This is a genomic window from Stenotrophomonas terrae (genome assembly GCF_039674165.1).
Taxonomy (GTDB): Bacteria; Pseudomonadota; Gammaproteobacteria; order Xanthomonadales; family Xanthomonadaceae; genus Stenotrophomonas; species Stenotrophomonas terrae_A.
In genome coordinates, this window is sequence record NZ_JBDJMY010000006.1 from 66,064 (window position 1) to 83,335 (window position 17,272).

The 17,272-nt window shown below is 63.3% G+C and carries 20 protein-coding genes; 6 read left to right on the forward strand and 14 right to left on the reverse strand.

What is annotated here, in order from left to right:
• Positions 1–45: 45 nt before the first annotated feature.
• From ABE493_RS04240 to moaA, 8 genes are all read right to left on the reverse strand, one after another.
• Positions 46–1,464, reverse strand: coding sequence for a NarK family nitrate/nitrite MFS transporter (locus ABE493_RS04240; RefSeq protein WP_346497601.1), 1,419 nt, complete (start codon positions 1,462–1,464; stop codon positions 46–48).
• Between the two features lie 149 nt (positions 1,465–1,613).
• Complete coding sequence (locus ABE493_RS04245; protein ID WP_346497603.1) at positions 1,614–1,985, reverse strand: DUF7009 family protein; 372 nt, start codon at positions 1,983–1,985, stop codon at positions 1,614–1,616.
• The gene (mobA, locus tag ABE493_RS04250) at positions 1,982–2,548 is read right to left on the reverse strand and encodes a molybdenum cofactor guanylyltransferase (RefSeq protein ID WP_346497605.1); all 567 of its coding nucleotides are present in this window, start codon (positions 2,546–2,548) and stop codon (positions 1,982–1,984) included. Before mobA ends, ABE493_RS04245 begins: the two co-directional genes overlap by 4 nt.
• Positions 2,526–3,026, reverse strand: coding sequence for a molybdenum cofactor biosynthesis protein MoaE (locus tag ABE493_RS04255; protein ID WP_346497607.1), 501 nt, complete (start codon positions 3,024–3,026; stop codon positions 2,526–2,528). Before ABE493_RS04255 ends, mobA begins: the two co-directional genes overlap by 23 nt.
• A gap of 1 nt (position 3,027) precedes the next feature.
• On the reverse strand, positions 3,028–3,288 hold the full coding sequence (locus tag ABE493_RS04260) for a MoaD/ThiS family protein (RefSeq protein ID WP_057627030.1): 261 nt from the start codon (positions 3,286–3,288) through the stop codon (positions 3,028–3,030).
• Positions 3,285–4,544 carry a molybdopterin molybdotransferase MoeA gene (locus tag ABE493_RS04265; protein WP_346497609.1) on the reverse strand — a complete coding sequence of 420 codons (1,260 nt, stop codon included), beginning with the start codon at positions 4,542–4,544 and terminating at the stop codon, positions 3,285–3,287. Before ABE493_RS04265 ends, ABE493_RS04260 begins: the two co-directional genes overlap by 4 nt.
• Positions 4,541–5,539, reverse strand: coding sequence for a bifunctional molybdenum cofactor biosynthesis protein MoaC/MoaB (moaCB, locus tag ABE493_RS04270; RefSeq protein ID WP_346497611.1), 999 nt, complete (start codon positions 5,537–5,539; stop codon positions 4,541–4,543). The genes ABE493_RS04265 and moaCB overlap by 4 nt, the downstream gene beginning before the upstream one ends.
• Before the next feature lie 8 nt (positions 5,540–5,547).
• Positions 5,548–6,528, reverse strand: a complete 981-nt coding sequence (moaA, locus tag ABE493_RS04275; RefSeq protein ID WP_346497613.1) for a GTP 3',8-cyclase MoaA — start codon at positions 6,526–6,528, stop codon at positions 5,548–5,550.
• Between the two features lie 196 nt (positions 6,529–6,724).
• Here moaA and ABE493_RS04280 point away from each other — a divergent pair, with 196 nt between their 5' ends.
• The gene (locus ABE493_RS04280; protein ID WP_057627026.1) at positions 6,725–7,129 is read left to right on the forward strand and encodes a hypothetical protein; all 405 of its coding nucleotides are present in this window, start codon (positions 6,725–6,727) and stop codon (positions 7,127–7,129) included.
• On the opposite strand, the gene ABE493_RS04285 is transcribed toward ABE493_RS04280, so the two are convergent.
• The gene (locus ABE493_RS04285) at positions 7,126–7,452 is read right to left on the reverse strand and encodes a hypothetical protein (RefSeq protein WP_346497615.1); all 327 of its coding nucleotides are present in this window, start codon (positions 7,450–7,452) and stop codon (positions 7,126–7,128) included. The genes ABE493_RS04280 and ABE493_RS04285 overlap by 4 nt on opposite strands.
• An 837-nt stretch (positions 7,453–8,289) precedes the next feature.
• On the opposite strand from ABE493_RS04285, the gene ABE493_RS04290 reads away from it, so the two are divergent.
• From ABE493_RS04290 to ABE493_RS04305, 4 genes are all read left to right on the forward strand, one after another.
• A complete protein-coding gene (locus ABE493_RS04290) occupies positions 8,290–8,721 on the forward strand; it encodes a CBS domain-containing protein (protein WP_346497617.1) in 432 nt (143 codons plus the stop codon).
• 419 nt (positions 8,722–9,140) lie between these two features.
• On the forward strand, positions 9,141–9,305 hold the full coding sequence (locus ABE493_RS04295) for a hypothetical protein (protein WP_346497619.1): 165 nt from the start codon (positions 9,141–9,143) through the stop codon (positions 9,303–9,305).
• A gap of 8 nt (positions 9,306–9,313) precedes the next feature.
• Complete coding sequence (locus tag ABE493_RS04300; protein WP_346497621.1) at positions 9,314–9,601, forward strand: hypothetical protein; 288 nt, start codon at positions 9,314–9,316, stop codon at positions 9,599–9,601.
• 609 nt (positions 9,602–10,210) lie between these two features.
• The gene (locus ABE493_RS04305) at positions 10,211–10,390 is read left to right on the forward strand and encodes a hypothetical protein (protein ID WP_346497623.1); all 180 of its coding nucleotides are present in this window, start codon (positions 10,211–10,213) and stop codon (positions 10,388–10,390) included.
• A gap of 146 nt (positions 10,391–10,536) precedes the next feature.
• On the opposite strand, the gene ABE493_RS04310 is transcribed toward ABE493_RS04305, so the two are convergent.
• The 4 genes from ABE493_RS04310 to ABE493_RS04325 all read right to left on the reverse strand — a co-directional run bounded on the left by ABE493_RS04310 (position 10,537) and on the right by ABE493_RS04325 (position 12,710).
• Positions 10,537–11,289, reverse strand: coding sequence for a hypothetical protein (locus tag ABE493_RS04310; RefSeq protein ID WP_346497625.1), 753 nt, complete (start codon positions 11,287–11,289; stop codon positions 10,537–10,539).
• A gap of 154 nt (positions 11,290–11,443) precedes the next feature.
• Positions 11,444–11,689 (reverse strand): hypothetical protein, encoded by a 246-nt coding sequence (locus tag ABE493_RS04315; protein ID WP_346497627.1) that lies wholly within the window; start codon positions 11,687–11,689, stop codon positions 11,444–11,446.
• Between the two features lie 230 nt (positions 11,690–11,919).
• Entirely contained in the window at positions 11,920–12,435 is a 516-nt protein-coding gene (locus tag ABE493_RS04320) for a lipocalin family protein (protein WP_346497629.1), read from the reverse strand.
• A 137-nt stretch (positions 12,436–12,572) separates the two neighbouring features.
• Positions 12,573–12,710: a hypothetical protein gene (locus ABE493_RS04325; protein WP_346497631.1), complete on the reverse strand. Its 138-nt coding sequence runs from the start codon at positions 12,708–12,710 to the stop codon at positions 12,573–12,575.
• Between the two features lie 384 nt (positions 12,711–13,094).
• On the opposite strand from ABE493_RS04325, the gene ABE493_RS04330 reads away from it, so the two are divergent.
• Positions 13,095–16,016: an EAL domain-containing protein gene (locus ABE493_RS04330; RefSeq protein ID WP_346497633.1), complete on the forward strand. Its 2,922-nt coding sequence runs from the start codon at positions 13,095–13,097 to the stop codon at positions 16,014–16,016.
• Positions 16,017–16,139: 123 nt separating this feature from the next.
• Here ABE493_RS04330 and ABE493_RS04335 read toward each other — a convergent pair whose 3' ends face one another.
• On the reverse strand, positions 16,140–17,126 hold the full coding sequence (locus ABE493_RS04335) for a magnesium transporter CorA family protein (RefSeq protein ID WP_346497635.1): 987 nt from the start codon (positions 17,124–17,126) through the stop codon (positions 16,140–16,142).
• Positions 17,127–17,272: the final 146 nt, after the last annotated feature.

Below are 17,272 nucleotides of genomic sequence, written 5' to 3' on the forward strand. Positions count from 1 at the left end.
TGCATCGTGGCTGTGTGTGTCATCTGGCTGCGGTGCATTGCTTTCTCAGCAGGGGGTTTCGGCCCCGCGCCGGTAGTACCACCACCAGGTGACGACCAGGCAGGTGATGTAGAACGCAATGAAGCCGTACAGCGCCATATCCGGGCTGCCGGTCAAGGTGATCGATGAGCCGTAGCTCTTGGGAATGAAAAAGCCGCCGTAGGCACCAATGGCGCCGGAGAAGCCGACCACGGCGGCCGATTCAATGCTGGCCTGGTGTGCAGCGGCCTTCTTGCCTTCGGCGCCTTCATTGGCCGACAGGCGCTCATGCAGGGTGCGGAAGATCACCGGGATCATCCGGAACGTGGTGCCGTTGCCGATGCCGCTGAGCACGAACAAGGCCATGAACGAGAGCAGGAAACCGTAGAAGTTGCCGCCCTGGCCATTGCTTGGCAGGAAGTGCAGCACGCCGAACACCGCCGCGATCATCAGTGCGAACACCCAGAACGTCAGCCGCGCACCGCCCCAGCGGTCGGCCAGGCTGCCGCCCACCGAGCGCATCAACGCGCCCAGCAGCGGACCGATGAAGGCATAGGCCAGCGGGTTCACATCCGGGAACTGGCTCTTGACCAGCATCGGGAAACCGGCAGAAAAGCCGATGTAGGAACCAAAGGTGCCGATGTACAACCAGCACATCAGCCAATTGTGCTTGCGGCGGAAGATCACCGCCTGCTCGGAGAACGAAGAGCGGGCGCTGGTCAGGTCGTTCATGCCGAACCAGGCCGCAATCGCGAACAAGGCGATGAAGGGCACCCAGATGAAGCCGGCGTTCTGCACGAACAATGGCGCGCCGCCATCGACCACCGCTTGCGGTGCACCGCCCAGCGCGCCAAACACGCCCACCGTGATCACCAGCGGCACTACCGCCTGCGACACCGATACGCCGACATTGCCCAGCCCCGCGTTCAAGCCCAGCGCCATGCCCTGGCGTTGCTTGGGATAGAAGAAGGAGATGTTGGACATTGACGAGGAGAAGTTGGCACCGCCGAAGCCGCAGAGGATGGCGATCAGCACGAACACCCAGTACGGCGTGGCCGGGTTCTGCACCGCGAAGCCCAGCCACAGGGTGGGAATCAACAAGGACGCGGTCGACAACGCCGTCCAGCGGCGGCCGCCGAAGATCGGGATGACGAACGAGTAGAAGATGCGCAGGGTCGCGCCGGACAGGCTGGGCAGTGCCACCAGCCAGAACAGCTGATCGGTGCTGAAGGCAAAGCCGATCTTGGGCAGGCTGATGGTCACCGATGAGAACAGCACCCATACCGAAAACGCCAGCAGCAGCGACGGTATCGAGATCACCAGGTTGCGGGTGGCAACCTTCTTTCCGGTGTGTTCCCAATAATCAGGATCTTCGGGTCTCCAATCGCTGATGACGCGACCCGGACCTGAACTGCTCTGTTTTGCGACATCGCGACTGGCACTCATGCATCGCTCCAAGGCTGTGTGATACGGCGCTGGCTTGCTGTGCTGTTTGCTTGCCCAGCCGCCACGGCGTCATTAAGCCCGGCGCCCCCTGGGGCAGTCTTGATCTTGATCAATCCAACGGCGCTCTCACGCCAACTACCTGACAAATATCAACTGAGGCTGACAACGTCCGCCGAATTGCGGCGCTGCGCACCGCGTTGACGCACGCTGTCACGTACATCCACATCGAACTGCAATTGCAACGGTTGCGCCTGCGTGTGCAGGGTGAAGCTCAAACCATCACGGCACGGCAGGCGTGCCTGCAGCGCCAGCACGTCCTCGCGGGGCAGCTTGACCATCAACGTGTGTGCATCGCCATCCAGCAGCGCCTCCGCCGTGTCGTGCAGCTGCAAGCGCTGCGACAGGGCTCCGGGCGTGCCAAGCCAGGTCTGGTTCTCCAGCACCTCGCCAGCGAGCAGGCGGGCCAGCTCGCTTTCGTCAACGCGCAGCCGTAGCGACTGCGACTGGATCTGGACTTTCATGAAGCAACTTCCTCCCATTGGCGGGGGGTATTGCAGTTCACAAGGCGGGCTTCGGCACCGGCTGGCAGCGGCAGTTCCAGGCCACCGAGGCGGCGTTGGAACATGCGTAGCGAGCGTGGCCCATCTGTACCCGTGACCATTTCGTACAGGAGGGTGCGACATGTGCCGTCGATGTTCAAGTACATCGGTACCGGTTCCCCTGAATAGGTCACACAAGACGCACCGGCATCACGCAGCTGTCGCAGCAGTGTCACGTCCAGCAGGGGCATATCGATCGGCACCACCCACGCCGGCCCGTCGTCCAGGGTTGCCACCACGCTGTGCAGCCCACCCAGAGGGCCACAGCGCGGCACCGAATCGGGCACCGAATCAAAGCCGGGGTAGTCACCGCTCACCTTTACCGGGTTGGCACCGAGTGCGCCCAGCAGCGCACAGCTGTGTTCAAGCAGGCTGCGCCCACGCCAACGCAGCAGCGCCTTGTCCTGGCCCATGCGGCTGGACAGACCGCCGGCCAGTACGATGCCGGCGACCGGCACCGGCTCAATGCGAGTGGTCGTGGACATGCCCGTCGATATGCGCGTGTTCGGTGTCGGGTTGGCACAGGCTGCAGCCTTCGCTCCACTCGCTGTCGCCATCCTGGTAATGCTCCTGCTTCCAGATCGGCGAACGGTGCTTCACGCCCTCGATCAACTGCCGGCAGGCACGGAAGGCCTCGTCACGGTGCGGGCTGCCAGCAGCCACCACCACCGCGACATCGCCAACGGCAAGGCGGCCTTTTGCATGGGCCACGTACAACTTGATGCGCGGGCCAAAATCAGCCGTGATAGCGGCGATCAAGCGCTCGAACTCATTCAATACCAGCGGCTCGAACAGGTCATAGGTGATGCCCAGCACCGGCCGCCCCTGGTTCAGATCACGCACCTTGCCGATGAAGACATCGATGCCGCCGAAGCCGGGATCGGAGACGAAGGCGATGCCTTCGCTGGGATCAATCGGCGCATCGGTGCGGTCCACCACTTTCCACTGGTTCTCGAAGCTCATTTCAGCCTCCACTTACCGGCGGCAGGATGGCCACCCGCCCGTCGCTGGGCAGCAGTTCGTTGTCACGCAATACGCGCTGTTCATCGGCAAAGGCCGAGTAATCCACCAGCCCGGCACGAAACTGCGGGAAGCGCTCCTGCAGCAGTGCACGCAAAGCCCGGCGCAGGTCGCTGACCTGCCCGCCTTCGACCGCCACGCTGAGCTGGCGCTGCGCATCCAGCTCCGAGAACGCACCAAACAATTGAACGATGATCTCTTTCATGCCATCTCCTGCAGGCTCAGCTGCACCGGCTCGCGGTGGCCCCAGCCCTGTACACGTACCAGACTGCCGGCCGCGGCCAGATCGTCATCACCCTCCAACACCACCCACGCATTGGCGCGCAGCATGGTCTTGAGGCGGAACGACTCCTGCCCGGCCAACACACTCACACTCAAACGCCCGCTCGCATCGGCCTGCACCTGCGCGCGCGCATGGAAACGCAGGCCCGGCGGCTTGCGCACATCGGCCTGCAAGGGCAGCTGCAGCGCGGTTTCTTCGGCCAGCCCCAGCATGTGCCGCAGCACCGGTTCGGCGAAGAAGCGCAGCCCTACCGCTGCGGAAATCGGATTACCCGGCAGGCCGAAGTACAGCGTGCCATCGGCCAGACGCGCGAACAGCAGCGGCTTGCCAGGACGAATGGCCACTTTGTGGAACAGGATCTCGGCACCGCGCGCGCGCAGCGCATCGGGAATGAAATCGTAGCGCCCCTGCGACACCGCGCCGGTGCTCAGCACCACGCGGGCGCCTGCAGCCAAGGCTGCGTCCAGTGCCGCATCAAAGGCGGCCACGTCATCGCTGACCACGCCGTTCCAAACGACGTCGGCGCCAGCCGCACGCAGCCGGCTGAGCAGGAACGGGCGATTGCTGTCGCGGATCTGCCCGGACTGCAACACCGCGCCCGCGTCGCTGATCAGTTCCTTGCCGGTACTGATCACCGCCACCGGCGGCTGCTGTTGTACCTGCACGGCGGCAACGCCGAGCGCATGCAGCAAGGTCATCGCGTTGATATCCAGCGTCGCACCTGCGGCAAGCACGGTTTCACCCTGCGCCACGTCCTGCCCACGCAGGCGCACGTGCTGGCCCGGCTTTACCGTTGCCTGCAGGCGTATGCGGGTGGGACGGCCGTCGACGGCGTCCAGCACCTCGATCTGTTCAACCGGCACCACGCTGTCCAGGCCCGAGGGCATGCGCGCGCCGGTCATGATTTCCCAGGCCTGCGCCGCATTACCGTCCGCGGCACCATCACCTGCGGCCTGCCAACCCTGCACCTGCAGAATGCTGCCTGCCGCCAGCGGCTGGCCGCCTGCGCGCAGGGCAAAGCCGTCCATCGCCGCGTTGTCGAACGGCGGCAGATCCTGCGTGCTGAACACCGGTGCGGCCAGTACACGATCAGCCGCAGCGGCAATCGCCACCTGTTCGGCACGGGCCGATGGGGCCGCGGCAAGCAACTGCTGCAGGGCCTGGGCATAACTGATCATGCGTGCGCGCCCCCATCCATCATGGCCAGCGCGTGACCCAGCACCGGCGTGAGGATGTTCATGCACTGCGCGGCCGCACGTGGGCTGCCCGGCAAGGCGATCACCAGCAATCCATCAAGCTGCACCACCTCGGCGCGGCTCAGCCAGGCCAGCGGGGTGTGCTGTGCACTGAGCCCACGCAGCATCTGCGCCAATCCCGGCACCGCACGGCCACCCAGGGCCTGCAAGGCTTCCGGGGTGAGATCACGCGGGCCAAGACCGGTGCCGCCCGTGCACAGGCATAGGCGCACGCCATCGGCCGCCAAGGCGCGCAGGCGCGCGACCAGCGGTTCGATGCCATCAGCCAGCACTTCATTGCTGACCACTTCACCGCCCAGCGCCTGCAGGCCCTTGACCAGCACCGGCCCGGATTCGTCAACGTAATCGCCACGGCTGGCGCGGTCGCTGAGGGTGATCACCGCACAACGCGCTGCACCCAGGGTCTTGGGCGGACGCGGGCGGAAACGTTCCAGCTCACCTGCATCCATGCCTTGCGGGTGCGTCCACACGCCGCTCTTGCCGCCTTCCTTGAACAGCAGACGGATGCCGCTGATCTCCAGCGCTGGCTCGACCGGCTTGCTCAGGTCATACAGGGTAAGCAGGGCCGCATTGACGCCGGCCAGGGCTTCCATCTCCACGCCGGTGCGGGCCTCGCTGGCACATTCGCACCACACCCGGATCGCCTGCCGCTCCGGCACCGGCGCGCAGTACACGCGTACCAGTTCCAACGGCAGCGGGTGGCACATCGGCATCAATGCCGAGGCCATCTTGGCGCCCTGCAGGCCGGCAATTTCCGCCATCACCAGCGCATCGCCCTTGGGCAGGCGCCGCTCCACGATCAACGGGTAGGCAATTGGCCCTGCGATCAGCTCACCCACCGCCACCGCGCGACGGCGGGTGATGCGTTTGTCGCGCACATCGGCCATATGGAATGCCGCACTTATCTGCCCACTCATTGCTTGTCTCATCCTCCAATCGAGGCCAGGTGCGGGGTAAGCCCGGTCTGGCCGAAATGCAGTCCATGCCCGGCCGCCTTGAGCCCGAGCTGGGTGGTGATGCGTGCCAGCAGTGCGTCCTGGTCATCATCGGACTGCAGCAAGGGCCGCAGCGCCACGCCAAAATCGCCGAACAGACACAGCCGCAGATCACCCCGTGCGGTTACCCGCAGGCGATTGCAGCCTTTGCAGAAATCCTTTGAATACGGCGCGATTATGCCGATGCGGCCGCGGTAATCGGGGTGGCCGAACTCACGCGCAGGGCCGGCATCGCCGCCACGCTGGCGCTCGCTCCAGCCAGCGGCCAGCAGTTGCTCGATCACCACATCGGCGCGCAGGTGATGGCGCTCGAAGTACTCGCGGTTGTCGCCGGTACGCATCAGCTCGATGAAGCGCACGCTCATCGGCCGCTCGCGCAGGAACTCCATCCACGCCGGCAGTTCGTCGTCATTGAGCCCGCGCAGCAACACCGCGTTGAGCTTGATCGACTGCAGCCCCAAGGCCTGCGCCAGAGTGAGGCCTTCCATGATCTCGGGCAGGCGGTCGTGGCCGGTGATGGCGTGGAAACGTTCGCGCTGCAGGCTGTCCATGCTGACGTTGAGCGCGGTCAGGCCGGCCCGGTGCCAGCCCGGCAGATGCCGCGGCAGCAGGCAGCCATTGGTGGTGATGGCCACCTTGCGGATGCCCGGCACCTGCGCCACGGTGGCGATGATCTGGGTCAGGTCCTTGCGCAGACTAGGTTCGCCACCGGTCAGACGGATCTTGTGCATACCCAGCATGGCAAAGGCGCGGACCAGCCGCGCAATCTCGTCCACCGCCAGGAACTGCGGGCGGCCATCGGCCTGGTAACCATCGGGCAGGCAATAGCTGCAACGGAAGTTGCAGGCCTCGGTCAGCGACAGGCGCAGGTATGGAAAGCTGCGACCGAAGCCGTCGGTGAGTTGGCTCATGGCTGTTTCACCTCCTGACTCCACGTTTCCACGCTCGCCCGGCATGCCGGGGTGCCCTCGCCTGTATTGAATGGCTGTCAGCCTACGTGGCGAATTGCGTCGATGGCATGACTTAAATCAATTCAGACCCCAGCCGTGCCCCCGATGCCTGTGGCAGCATGGCCTTTCCACGGATACCGCCAATGTGACGCCGATCATGATGCTCAGTGATTTCAACGACCTGCTCAGCGCATCCGCGCAACAAACCGAGCCACAACGCCTGCTGTTCGTGTTCGTGAAGGCCGAGCTGCCCGAGTCTCCGACGGCCGATCAACACGCCCGCCACGACAATGGCGAAGGCGGAACCCTCACCGCCGTGTTGTGCGTGGACAAGGCCCCGCAGGACATCACCTCGTTCGCCGCACTGGCAGCCGAATCCGCCGCTACCGGCCAGGCCTGGGACCTGGTGTTCGTCGCCGCGCTGGATGGGCGCGCAGGCATTGCCCCGTCCAGTGATGAAGCCGCACAGCCACTGCGATTGATGGTCAATGCCGTCAACGACGGCCAGATCAGCCGCTTCGCCGCGTTCGACCGCGACGGCACGCCCGTACAGTTCTACTAGCTCGCCAGCTGCAGCAGCAGGAAAAACACCACCAACACGGTGTTCACGCCCCATGCCACGGTCAGGCCGCGCGCGGCCATGCCGTAATTGGGGTTGTGCGCACTGGGAGCGGCCCGCCATACCGCAGGAATGATCCAGCCGGTGTAGAGCAGCAGCACCGCAAACAGACCCAGCAGCAAAGGGGTGCGTCCCTGGTCCAGCGCCCATAGCGCGGCGGCCCACAACAGGTTGCTGGGGATCACCCCCTGCAGCCAGAACACCCGCCACAGCCGTGACGGCGGCAGCTTGTCGTCTGAGGTATGCATCGAACTGACAGCAGTCATGGTCTGGACTCCTGGGTTGGGCAGCACTGTACCCGAGCTTGCACCTGCCGGACGAGCGGGTCAAATCCGCAGGCGAACCACCGTGCAAGGGCAGCGCAGAGGGCGGTGACGCCGGCGTGTTCCGGCACGCATCGTCAAGCGCGTGGACCGTTGCTGCCTGGCGTGATCTGCACGCCGATCAGGCGCGAACCACCAAGGTCACTTACCGCCGTCCGCGCTTGCCCTCGCCCGGTCCGCCGCGTTCAGCCACAACCCGCGCGTTCTCCATCGCCAGATCAAACACTGCCATGCGGTAAAAGCAACGGTAGCGATGACGAGCGAACGCATACCCGCACCAACGCGAGCACAGCGCGGCGCGGGCGCCCATATCCAACTTCCCGTCCGAACAAAAACGGCGCATTGCATCTGTTGCCATCCACCAACCTGTCCAACAGCGCAGTGCGCCCAACATAGGCGCCGGGCGATGCCGTGCATGCGGTTTCCACTACTTCGGCAAGCAGCGATGCCCGGGCGATCCTTTCGCAATCGGTTGCGGAGCACGCGGCCTTCCAGGCAGCGAATCAATTCCCCCTTGGCCGCTGCGGGCAAGTGCGCACAGCGTTGCTCCCAGCACAAGATGCCGGTCGTAATGGCGCGGCGTTCAGCACCGGTTTGGCTTGAGCTGAGATGCTGCCAATCACCTACATCGGCATGACGAACCATCCCAAGCACGCAAATTCCAAGCGTCCTTCGGGCTCGTAGAATCGAGCTGCCGGGGACATCACGGCAACACGGCAGCCAGCCTTGCTGGCCGCAAGCGAACTTTTCCGATTGAGCAACCTGCAACAGGAAACATCAATGAACGTCCGCGAACTCCTGCAGTCCAAGAAGCAAACCGTAGTCACCATCGACAGTGAAGACACTATCGGTGCAGCCGCGCACAAAATGAGCGCGAACAAGATCGCAGCACTGGTGGTGATGAAGGACGACGCACCGGTTAGCATCCTTTCCGAAAAGGACATCGTGCGCAGCGTGGCCGACGACGGCCCGCAAACGGTACGCCGGGTCATCTCCAGCCTGCCCTCAACCGGTCTGGAAGTAATCTCGCCCGAAGCAAGCCTCAAGCAGGCCATGGCATTGATGACGTACTCGCACCACCGCCACCTGATGGTCACCGAGACCTCCAAGCTGGTCGGCATCATCAGCCTGGGCGATATCGTCAAGAACCTGCTCAGCGAACTTGAGCTGGAGAAGGCCGTGCTGCAGGACATCTACACCGCCGCGCACTGAGCCCCCGGCGAGCGTGCAAGCCTGCCCGTGCATCTAACAAGCACGGCCATCAGCGCAACCACGCTCGCCAGATCAGCAGTGATCGCCCGTTGACGATAGCGCACCACCGGCAGCGCGCCGCCGCGCCTTGATCCAATCCTGACCTTGATGACCTCCCTTTACCTGCGCCGCCGGTAACAGCCGTGCCGCGTGAAGGACGTCTGGAAAAATGGATGCGGTCGGAAACAAGCGCTTAACCCTGAACTTGGCAGCATGCGGGTACACTTTGACGCAGCCAATGCCATGACCGCCGCACGCAAATTCCCACAAAGAACCGCCCTGTTGTGCCCCGCGATGGGCACCGCCCTGGCGTGTTTCATCCGGGCCAACTGATCATGGGGCTCAGCGCACAGGTACTCTCAGAGGAGCAGTGGCTACGGTTGAGCGCATCGCACAAGCATCACGGCAGCGGGCCAGAGTTCTGGGAAGCGTATCGCGACATACTGGACACGGCCGCACTGCATGGCGATGGGGCTGCCGCTGCCAATGAACTGGCAAGACTCGCCGTGCAACTCGGCGTGACCGAAACCGCGCTCTTTCTCTGAGCCAGACCATGGACAACGAACTGCTGACAGAAAGCATTGGTTGGGCTGCATCGGTGATCCTGCTGGCCACGTTGATCCGGCAGATCGTCAAACAGGCCCAGGCTGAGCACCCGGAAACCCTCTCCACCTGGCTGTTCGTTGGGCAGGCAGCGGCTTCAATACTGTTTGTCATCTACTCCGCGCTGGTAGGCAACACGATCTTCGTAATCACCAACAGTTGCCTTCTACTTACCGCGCTGGCGGGGCAGTGGGTGTCGCGCCGCAAGCGCAGGCGCGCCACGTCCGCTGAGCGCTGACGGCTCCGCCAACTCGGGATATTGCTTCAGAGCACGAGCTCACTGTCCGTATGGCTCCGCAGCATCTGCCGCCCTGCAGAATGGCGCCGGCATGCGCGGAGCTGTTCATGGATCCGGGGCCGACGGACGCGTGGACGAACGACCCAGTGGGCAATCTGCGTCCGGCTACGCTTCCTCCTCGATATCGGGTGGCTGCACGCGACGCTCGCGGCTGGTGTCCTGATCCTGCGCCATTCGTCCCTGGCGCCGCGCGGGCTCTGCCATCTCCAGTAATTCGCAGCTGTCGGAAGCGAGCAAGCTTGGGCTTGTTTCCAGGGGTGTTGTCATTGTCGGCATCCTGATTCATGGGCAGCGTTCCCGAAAGCAAACAACCACACGCTGCAAGGAGTTCCTGTCACGGAATGTCAACGGCGCGTAGACATTCACTGCTGCGATTGAACGCCACACTTCGCCGGGCAAGCCTTCAATGAACAGGGGCCGCAGCGGGCGATCACTCTTCACAACTTGCTGGCAGACCTGCACGCGCTGCTAGCAGCACGTGGATCAGATTTACTGTTGCCAGCACGGCCGCATCAATGCCGGCATCGTCCAATTCCACGAGGCACGAAGATGATACGAGACCGCAAGGATCCGCCCGAGCCTTCCGAGGAGCGCGACTGCCCCGAGTCAGGCCAACAGCGTCGCCAGCGCAAAGAGCACGAGAGTTCCAATCACGACGAGGCGCTGGAAGAAACCTTCCCCGCCAGCGACCCGGTATCGCCTTTCGTTCCTGCCAAGGCGCCGGATTGATCAAGCGTGGGGTGGCCGGCGTTCCGGCGACCCCACGCCCTCAGGGTCGATCGCTACGTGCGTTTACTGCCATGGCGGGCAACATGCATGCATACACCGGTGTTCGCATTTGGCCATCCCCTTGCCGCCGCGCAATCCCGGCAGACTCAGAGATAGTCTTTGCGGGCCTTTTCCGCGCGTGCGGCACCGATGGCGGTCTCCACATCCTTCTGCTCCTCGGGCGGAGGCAGAACCGCAGGAATGCCAAGACTCTGCAGCCAGAGCTCCCGGGCCCAACCGGCGGTGTGGTAAAGGTGATGGTCTTCCTGCTTCTCAACGGCTTCATAAGCCTGCTTGAGTATTTTTGCCGAAGCGCCGCCCTGTTCGGCAACCTTGCCGATCAACTCCCAATTCTGGTGGTCCTTGGTTTCCGCCAACACAACGCATTCGGCTGCAACCAACTCGGCTGCGGCCGGCGTGTCGTTCTTGATTGCCATTTCGATGGCGGCTACCAGCGATTTGCCATGATGGGCAACTACCTGCCGGCCGGGACTGGCCATCTCGGTATCAAGGCCGAGCTCCTTGAAAACCCGCGTAAGTATTTCTTCATGGCCACGGGTTTCTTCGAGATAACCCTCCCACTCTTCACGCAGGTCGTCGTTCTGTACCGCCTTCAAGGCGGTCGTGTAGATCTTCTGCCCACCGCGCTCGGTCTCAAGTGCCTGAAGCAGCAACTCGGTGACCTGGGCGCTATCTGTCTTTCTGGCCATGACGGCTCTCCTGAGGGACGAACGTGTGGTGTAGCGGCAGCGACGATAGCGATGCGTGAGCGCCCGTGAATGCAACGCGAACACGCACCGGCCGTGTGTGCAGAAGATATGGAAGGCATCGCCAGTCGCGGAGCCCCCGTGCTGGCGCATGTCAAAGTCAAATGGCGAACTACGGATCTGCGCGTAGTCGTGCTATTGCGTTGCCGTCGCGGCAAAAAGAACGAGTAATCCGATCAATCAGCATGGGAGAAGCAGATTTCCACGCGAACCCATGGCAGCGGCGTGCGTACGCCAAGGGTGATCGTCAACCCACCATCAAGGCCCAAGGGGCTTTGGATCCGGAAAAGCGGTAACGCAACCCTTCGTGGTCCACCTGCGTGGCGATGTTCCCGAGGTTGTCGATCATTACATGCAGATCAATCAAGGCTGCCGCCGCCCTGCTCGCAGCGTGGCGCAGCAAGTCATCAAGTGGTACGCGTTCAGTACGCAGCAACTTCACCGCGCGACGTCCCAGTCCCGGACCTTCCAGGAACATGTTCAAACCGTTCAAGATACTTCTCCCTTTGCGGGACCCACCCTGTACTAGCCTCACTGGTATACAGCAAACCAACTCCTGAATTGGCAACCCGCCCTCACACCTCCTGCGGGGCTTCAGCTGCTGGATACCGCCGCCACCGGAATGGACTGGCTTGCCATCGCCGCAACACTGGCCGCCAAAACGTATGCGGATGCCTCACGAGCCACCGCCATGCGCAGAGCGTAAAGCCTGCTGCAATGTGATCAATAGCGCGGGGCTGGAATCTCAAAAGCCGAGTTGATTGGCCACACCAGGTTCGATGTGCTGAAACCTTGAGCCTCGCCGATTTTCAGCCATGCTTTGGCGATTGCGGGTTCAACAACCGGCTTCCTGTACAGCAGACACATGTGCTTCCGGTCCGGCTGCCCCAGCAGCGCGATCTGCCCCGCGACGTCGACCTTGATGATGTAGATTTCACCTCGAAAGAAGGGCATCCAATGAACTGTTCCGGGATAGTCCACTTTCCATCTTGAATTCGCACTGTCAGTTGCAGTCGCCTCACCATGGAAGACTTTTTTGCCCAAGGTACTGTGCGTGTAGGTACTCACGACATCGATGAAGCCATCCTCGCGTAGCGTGTAGTCGCGGAACACGTCCCGCATCTGCAGATCATCACCGCTGGTCGGCGTCCGTACGACCTCGTACCAACGTCCCATGTGCGCCTCGACATCCACATAAGGCGCCCGCCATAGTTCCGGTTTCATTTTTATCGCGTCCATAAGACAGGTATGCATGGGCATCATTAAAGCCACTTGGCGCCAACGTTGGCCGTGAAGGCTGACGACAGGGCTTTCACGCTGCAGTGCGGGATCGGAATGCTGATACCTGCAGAAACAGCGCGCACGGCAGCAAGGAATCAGCCTAAAACCGCGAAGCTCAGAAAACGGAGATGAGCCACGGCCTTACCGTCCACCACGGCGCCTGCATCGCTCTTGCGCAACCGCTGGTTGAAGATGTTTTCTGCGTGCGTCGCACTGCCATAGGCGATTTCCAACCAGCCGCGCCAATGCTGCGCGGGTCATCGCTGTGCTGAGGGTTCGCCCATGACGACCGCCACGGCCGCCATCGCATCCTCATAACGTTTGCCTGCGTAATACGAATAATGCGCTCGCGGGCTCAATCGCTGACCTGACAACCGGATTGCAAAGAAGATCGAGAAGAAGTTCCGCGCCATGCGCATGGATACTTCGTGGCGCTTTCCGGTGGCGGGGCTGTACGCCCGCTTCGCGCCAGTCGCACTGCTCCAACAACGCGTGCCGCTACTGGCGGGGTTGCGATTGCTACCTGGTCGCTAGTACGGCAGTAACGGTATTCTTCGGCGCGGTGCCCCGCCTGTGCACGGGCGGGCTACGGCTTATTCGATGGAGTGGAGGGATTGATGACAGCGGGTTCCACAGCAAAGGTCGGCTCCACATCGGTAATGCGCTGGGTGGGAACGCTGCTGGGTCTGGTGCTGAGTGCAGGCTTGCTGTCAACGATTCTCCAGGACCGCTCAGCGCGCCTGCAGGCAGCGCAACACCAGAGTGCGGCGATAGCCCAAGGCGTGGACCGGCTGCTCCGCTACGAGATACGCAACCTGGAAAGAGCATTGAACGGCATGGCCGCCGAGGCTGACGGCTTCGCAGCCGATCCTTCCCATTGGGATCTGCCCGAAACCATCCGCGGTGTCATTTCACGTAATGGCGAGCTCCAGGATATCGATGTGTTCGGTGCTGATGGGAGCTTGCTCCACGGCGGCGTGAACGCGCCTACCGCGGCGTCAGCCGTATTGCAGCCATCACTTCAGACCGGCCAGTTGGGTGTGGGCGCGTTGCTGAAGCAGGGTCGCGCGCAGCCTGTCGTGCAGCTGGTGGTACGCACGCCGCACGGGAACTGGCTGGTGGCGCGGCTGCGCACGTCGGAACTGCAGTCGATGCTGGAGGACGTCGATGTGGGCAGGGACGGTGGCACCGCCATCATGACCCCGGCCGGTGTCGTGCTTTCGCACCAGGGCGCAAGCCTGGACTACGCAGACCTGCCCGGCGGCCTGGCAGAACAGCCGCCGCGACTACATGCAGGCGCTGATGGCGATCTGCTGACCAGTCTGGCGTCCAGCAGCGGTTATCCGTTCGTGGTGGCGGCGGCCCTGTCCAGGAACGAGGCGATGAAGCCCTGGAGAAACTACAGCGCATTCGCGGTGTCGCTGTTGGTGTTGTATTGGTTTGGCATGTTCTATCTGATGCGGCGGATGGCGGCATCGGAGGCAGTACGTCACAACGTACATGTTGAACTGCAGCGTCACGCGGACTGGCTCGGCAAGGCGCAGGAAGCCTCGCGCGCGGGAGTCTGGGCGATGGATACGGGCCGCGACCAGGTACGCGCCTCGGCGCATGCGGCAGAGCTGTTTGGTTTCCCGCGTGCCGAAGGCATGCTGCCGCTGAAGGAATTCTTCAACCGCATGCATGACGCGGACCGGCCACGGGTTGAGCAGGCATTCGCGCAGGCGTGGGAAAGCGGCAGCCCCTTCCGTGCCGAATACCGCATCATGCTGCCCGATGGGCAGCAGCGCTGGATAAGCGCGCGCGGCGCTCCGGTGCATGACCACGACGGGGTGCTGCGCATGACCGGCACCATCATGGATATCACGGTCCGCCGGCTGCAGCAGAGTGACCTGGAACGCGCCGAATCACAGTTCCGCGAACTGTTCGAGCGCAATCCACTTCCGTTCTGGGTATTCGACATCCAATCGCTGCGCTTCCTTGCGGTGAACGCGGCGGCGGTACGTCGTTATGGCTATTCCCGTGAGGAATTCCTGGCGATGACCATTCTTCAGATCCGGCTGCCCGAGCAGGCAACGGCGGTACAGGAGTCGGTCGATGATCAGGCCGAGCCCCGTGATTCGCAGCCCATCTGGTTGCATATGACCCGCGACGGCCGCCGCATGCACGTTCGCGTCTATAGCAGCAGCATCCGTTTTGACGGCCATGACGCGCGCCTGGTGCTGGCTGAGGATGTCAGCGACCGGGTGGCCTATGAGGCCGATCTGAAATGGCGTGCCGCGCACGAAGAAAGCACCGGCCTCCTGCACCTGCGTACGCTGCTGGAACGGGTGGATGCAGCCCACAGGGGAGCAGCCCCCAGCAGCCCTTACGCCATCATCCACATCCAGCTCCGTGACCTGGAACTGATGTCCTCCACCTTCGGGCGCGGAACCCGGGACGCCCTCATCCGCAGCATCGCGCGGCGCCTGCAGCGGATAGCCGAAGGCCACGGGCACTTGGCCTATGCACCGGCGGACGCGTTCGTGCTGGCGATCACGCAGGGCGAGAACTGGAACGATCTGGTGGATGCGCTGGGCGCGGCCTTTACCGAGACCATCGAGTCGGTGACCGGCGTGCATCGCTTGGAAGGCTGGATCGGCGTTGCCTTCCAACAGCCTGAAGAACTGGCCGAGCAGGTAGCCGGGCACGCCGTGCTGGCGGCCTTCGAGGCGCGCGCGCAGAACCTGCCAACGATGCATTACTCACCGCGCATGGCCGAGCATGCGGCGGACCGGCTGGCGACGGTGCACCGGCTGCGCAGCGCATTGGCCAACGCCGAGTTCGAGCTGTTCTTCCAGCCCATCAAACGGGTGCGCGATGGAAGCATCATCGTCGCCGAAGCGCTGCTGCGCTGGCACACCGAGGACGGCTATGTCTCCCCGGCTACCTTCATTCCGCTGTGCGAGGAATCCGGGCTGATCGTGCCACTTGGCGAATGGGTGATTGACGCAGCGGCGCGTGCACGCCAGACATTGGGCGCGTGGGGCCACGACGGCATCGCCATCGCCATCAACGTGTCCGCCGTGCAGTTCATGTCCGGCACGGTGTCGAGCATGCTGCGCGATGCACATCTGCGTTACCACCTGCCACGCGGCGCCCTGCATGTGGAGCTGACCGAAAGCGCGATGCTGCAGCGCCCGGAAATGGCACAGGCAACGATGGAGGAGCTACGGCGGGACGGTGTCTGCGTTTCGATAGACGATTTCGGCACCGGCTTCTCCAGCATGAGCTACCTGCGCGACCTGCCGCTGGATCACCTCAAGATCGACAGGAGCTTCGTACAGAACGTGCACAGCGACCCGCGCAATGCGTCCATCTGCAATGCGCTGGTCGCGTTGGGGCATGGCTTGGGGCTGAGCATTGTTGCCGAAGGCGTCGAGAGCCCCGCCGAGTTCGAATGGCTGGCCGCGCATGGCGTTGATTGCGTGCAGGGCTACTACATCGCACGCCCCATGCCTCTGCAGGCGTTCATCGAGTGGGTGGAAGCCAACGCTGCCTAGCCGCTCAGGTGCCGCCAGCGAGAAGCGACAGCAACAGCACCAGGGACAGCCATTGCGCCTGCAGAACTCGAACCGCGTACGTTCACTCGTCACCTTGTTCCGCTGTTCCTACGCGTGGCGCCGCTAGAACCAGCGGCGGCGGCGGCCCAGCAAGGTCATCGCTACCGAGAACAGCAACAACCCGACCACGATCGACCAGAAGCCCGCATCGCGCGTCTGGAACAGGCTGGCTTCGAAATTCATCCCCAACGCGCCGACGAACGTGGCCAGCACACCGGCGATCACGGTGACGAACGTCAGTACCCGCATCGATCCGTTGGTGCGCAGCGCGACCTGGCCACTGAACAGCTCGAAGCTGCCGACGACCAGTTCGCGCGCGTTCTCGATCATGTCCATGGCCCGTTCGAATCGTGTGTCCAGCGCGACGAAATGACGCTCTGCATCCCTGCTCTCCGACGGCCGGAAATCAGGCCGCGACAAGGTGCCGAACACGGCACGGTGCGGCGCCAGCATTCGACGCAGGCGCGACGCCCAGCGCCGCAACCGTTGCAGCTCCTGGAGGTTGGCTTCGATGTCATTGCTCGACATGTCCGATTCCAGGTGCTCGACGGCACATTCGAAATCGCTGACAGCGTCGAAGTACCCGGATAGCTGGCGGTCCAGCAGCGTGGCGACGAAGCTCTCCGACGACAGGCTGCCGATGACGGCGCCATGCGCAGTTTCACGCAAGGCGGCCAGAAACGGGATTTCCTCGCTGTGGTAGGTGATCACACGGTTGCGCCCCACCACGCAGGTCAGTACGGCACCACTCACCAGCTCGTCGCCCTGTGCCGGCGCTACGGCGACGGCGCGCGCCCAGAAGTACTCTCCCTCGCGTTCCACCAACGGCGTGCTGCCAGACTCCAGCAGCGGCCGTACAAGCGCGGGCAGTTCGCAGGCGCGCCACAGGCTATCCAGTGTCTGCTCGTCGGGTGCCGACAGATCCACCCACAGCAACTCATCTTCCGTAGGCAGGCATTCGCCCATGTCGGCCAGGCTCAACTCATGTGGCGGTGCATTGGATCGGAACAATCGGGCAAAGAAACCCGGCACGGCGGCCCTGCTTTCCATCTACCGCTCCTCCTTCAAACACAGGCAACCATTGATGGCGGTACGTTGTGTCCTGTCGCACCCCAGCGCTGCACATCGCAACGCTGGGGACCCGCTGCGGCTGCAGCTGCCTGTGGTGTAGCCAGCCCACCGATAACGACGCGTGA

What these genes read in the sequence shown, in the direction of transcription:
- moaCB (WP_346497611.1), bottom strand. Translation starts at nt 5,539, where the DNA reads ATGAGTGGGCAGATAAGTGCGGCATTCCATATGGCCGATGTGCGCGAC.
- ABE493_RS04305 (WP_346497623.1), top strand. Translation starts at nt 10,211, where the DNA reads ATGATACGAGACCGCAAGGATCCGCCCGAGCCTTCCGAGGAGCGCGAC.
- ABE493_RS04285 (WP_346497615.1), bottom strand. Translation starts at nt 7,452, where the DNA reads ATGACTGCTGTCAGTTCGATGCATACCTCAGACGACAAGCTGCCGCCG.
- ABE493_RS04245 (WP_346497603.1), bottom strand. Translation starts at nt 1,985, where the DNA reads ATGAAAGTCCAGATCCAGTCGCAGTCGCTACGGCTGCGCGTTGACGAA.
- ABE493_RS04280 (WP_057627026.1), top strand. Translation starts at nt 6,725, where the DNA reads ATGATGCTCAGTGATTTCAACGACCTGCTCAGCGCATCCGCGCAACAA.
- ABE493_RS04310 (WP_346497625.1), bottom strand. Translation starts at nt 11,289, where the DNA reads ATGCGCCAGCACGGGGGCTCCGCGACTGGCGATGCCTTCCATATCTTC.
- moaA (WP_346497613.1), bottom strand. Translation starts at nt 6,528, where the DNA reads ATGAGCCAACTCACCGACGGCTTCGGTCGCAGCTTTCCATACCTGCGC.
- mobA (WP_346497605.1), bottom strand. Translation starts at nt 2,548, where the DNA reads ATGTCCACGACCACTCGCATTGAGCCGGTGCCGGTCGCCGGCATCGTA.
- ABE493_RS04240 (WP_346497601.1), bottom strand. Translation starts at nt 1,464, where the DNA reads ATGAGTGCCAGTCGCGATGTCGCAAAACAGAGCAGTTCAGGTCCGGGT.
- ABE493_RS04265 (WP_346497609.1), bottom strand. Translation starts at nt 4,544, where the DNA reads ATGATCAGTTATGCCCAGGCCCTGCAGCAGTTGCTTGCCGCGGCCCCA.
- ABE493_RS04335 (WP_346497635.1), bottom strand. Translation starts at nt 17,126, where the DNA reads ATGGAAAGCAGGGCCGCCGTGCCGGGTTTCTTTGCCCGATTGTTCCGA.
- ABE493_RS04290 (WP_346497617.1), top strand. Translation starts at nt 8,290, where the DNA reads ATGAACGTCCGCGAACTCCTGCAGTCCAAGAAGCAAACCGTAGTCACC.
- ABE493_RS04320 (WP_346497629.1), bottom strand. Translation starts at nt 12,435, where the DNA reads ATGGACGCGATAAAAATGAAACCGGAACTATGGCGGGCGCCTTATGTG.
- ABE493_RS04255 (WP_346497607.1), bottom strand. Translation starts at nt 3,026, where the DNA reads ATGAGCTTCGAGAACCAGTGGAAAGTGGTGGACCGCACCGATGCGCCG.
- ABE493_RS04330 (WP_346497633.1), top strand. Translation starts at nt 13,095, where the DNA reads ATGACAGCGGGTTCCACAGCAAAGGTCGGCTCCACATCGGTAATGCGC.
- ABE493_RS04300 (WP_346497621.1), top strand. Translation starts at nt 9,314, where the DNA reads ATGGACAACGAACTGCTGACAGAAAGCATTGGTTGGGCTGCATCGGTG.
- ABE493_RS04260 (WP_057627030.1), bottom strand. Translation starts at nt 3,288, where the DNA reads ATGAAAGAGATCATCGTTCAATTGTTTGGTGCGTTCTCGGAGCTGGAT.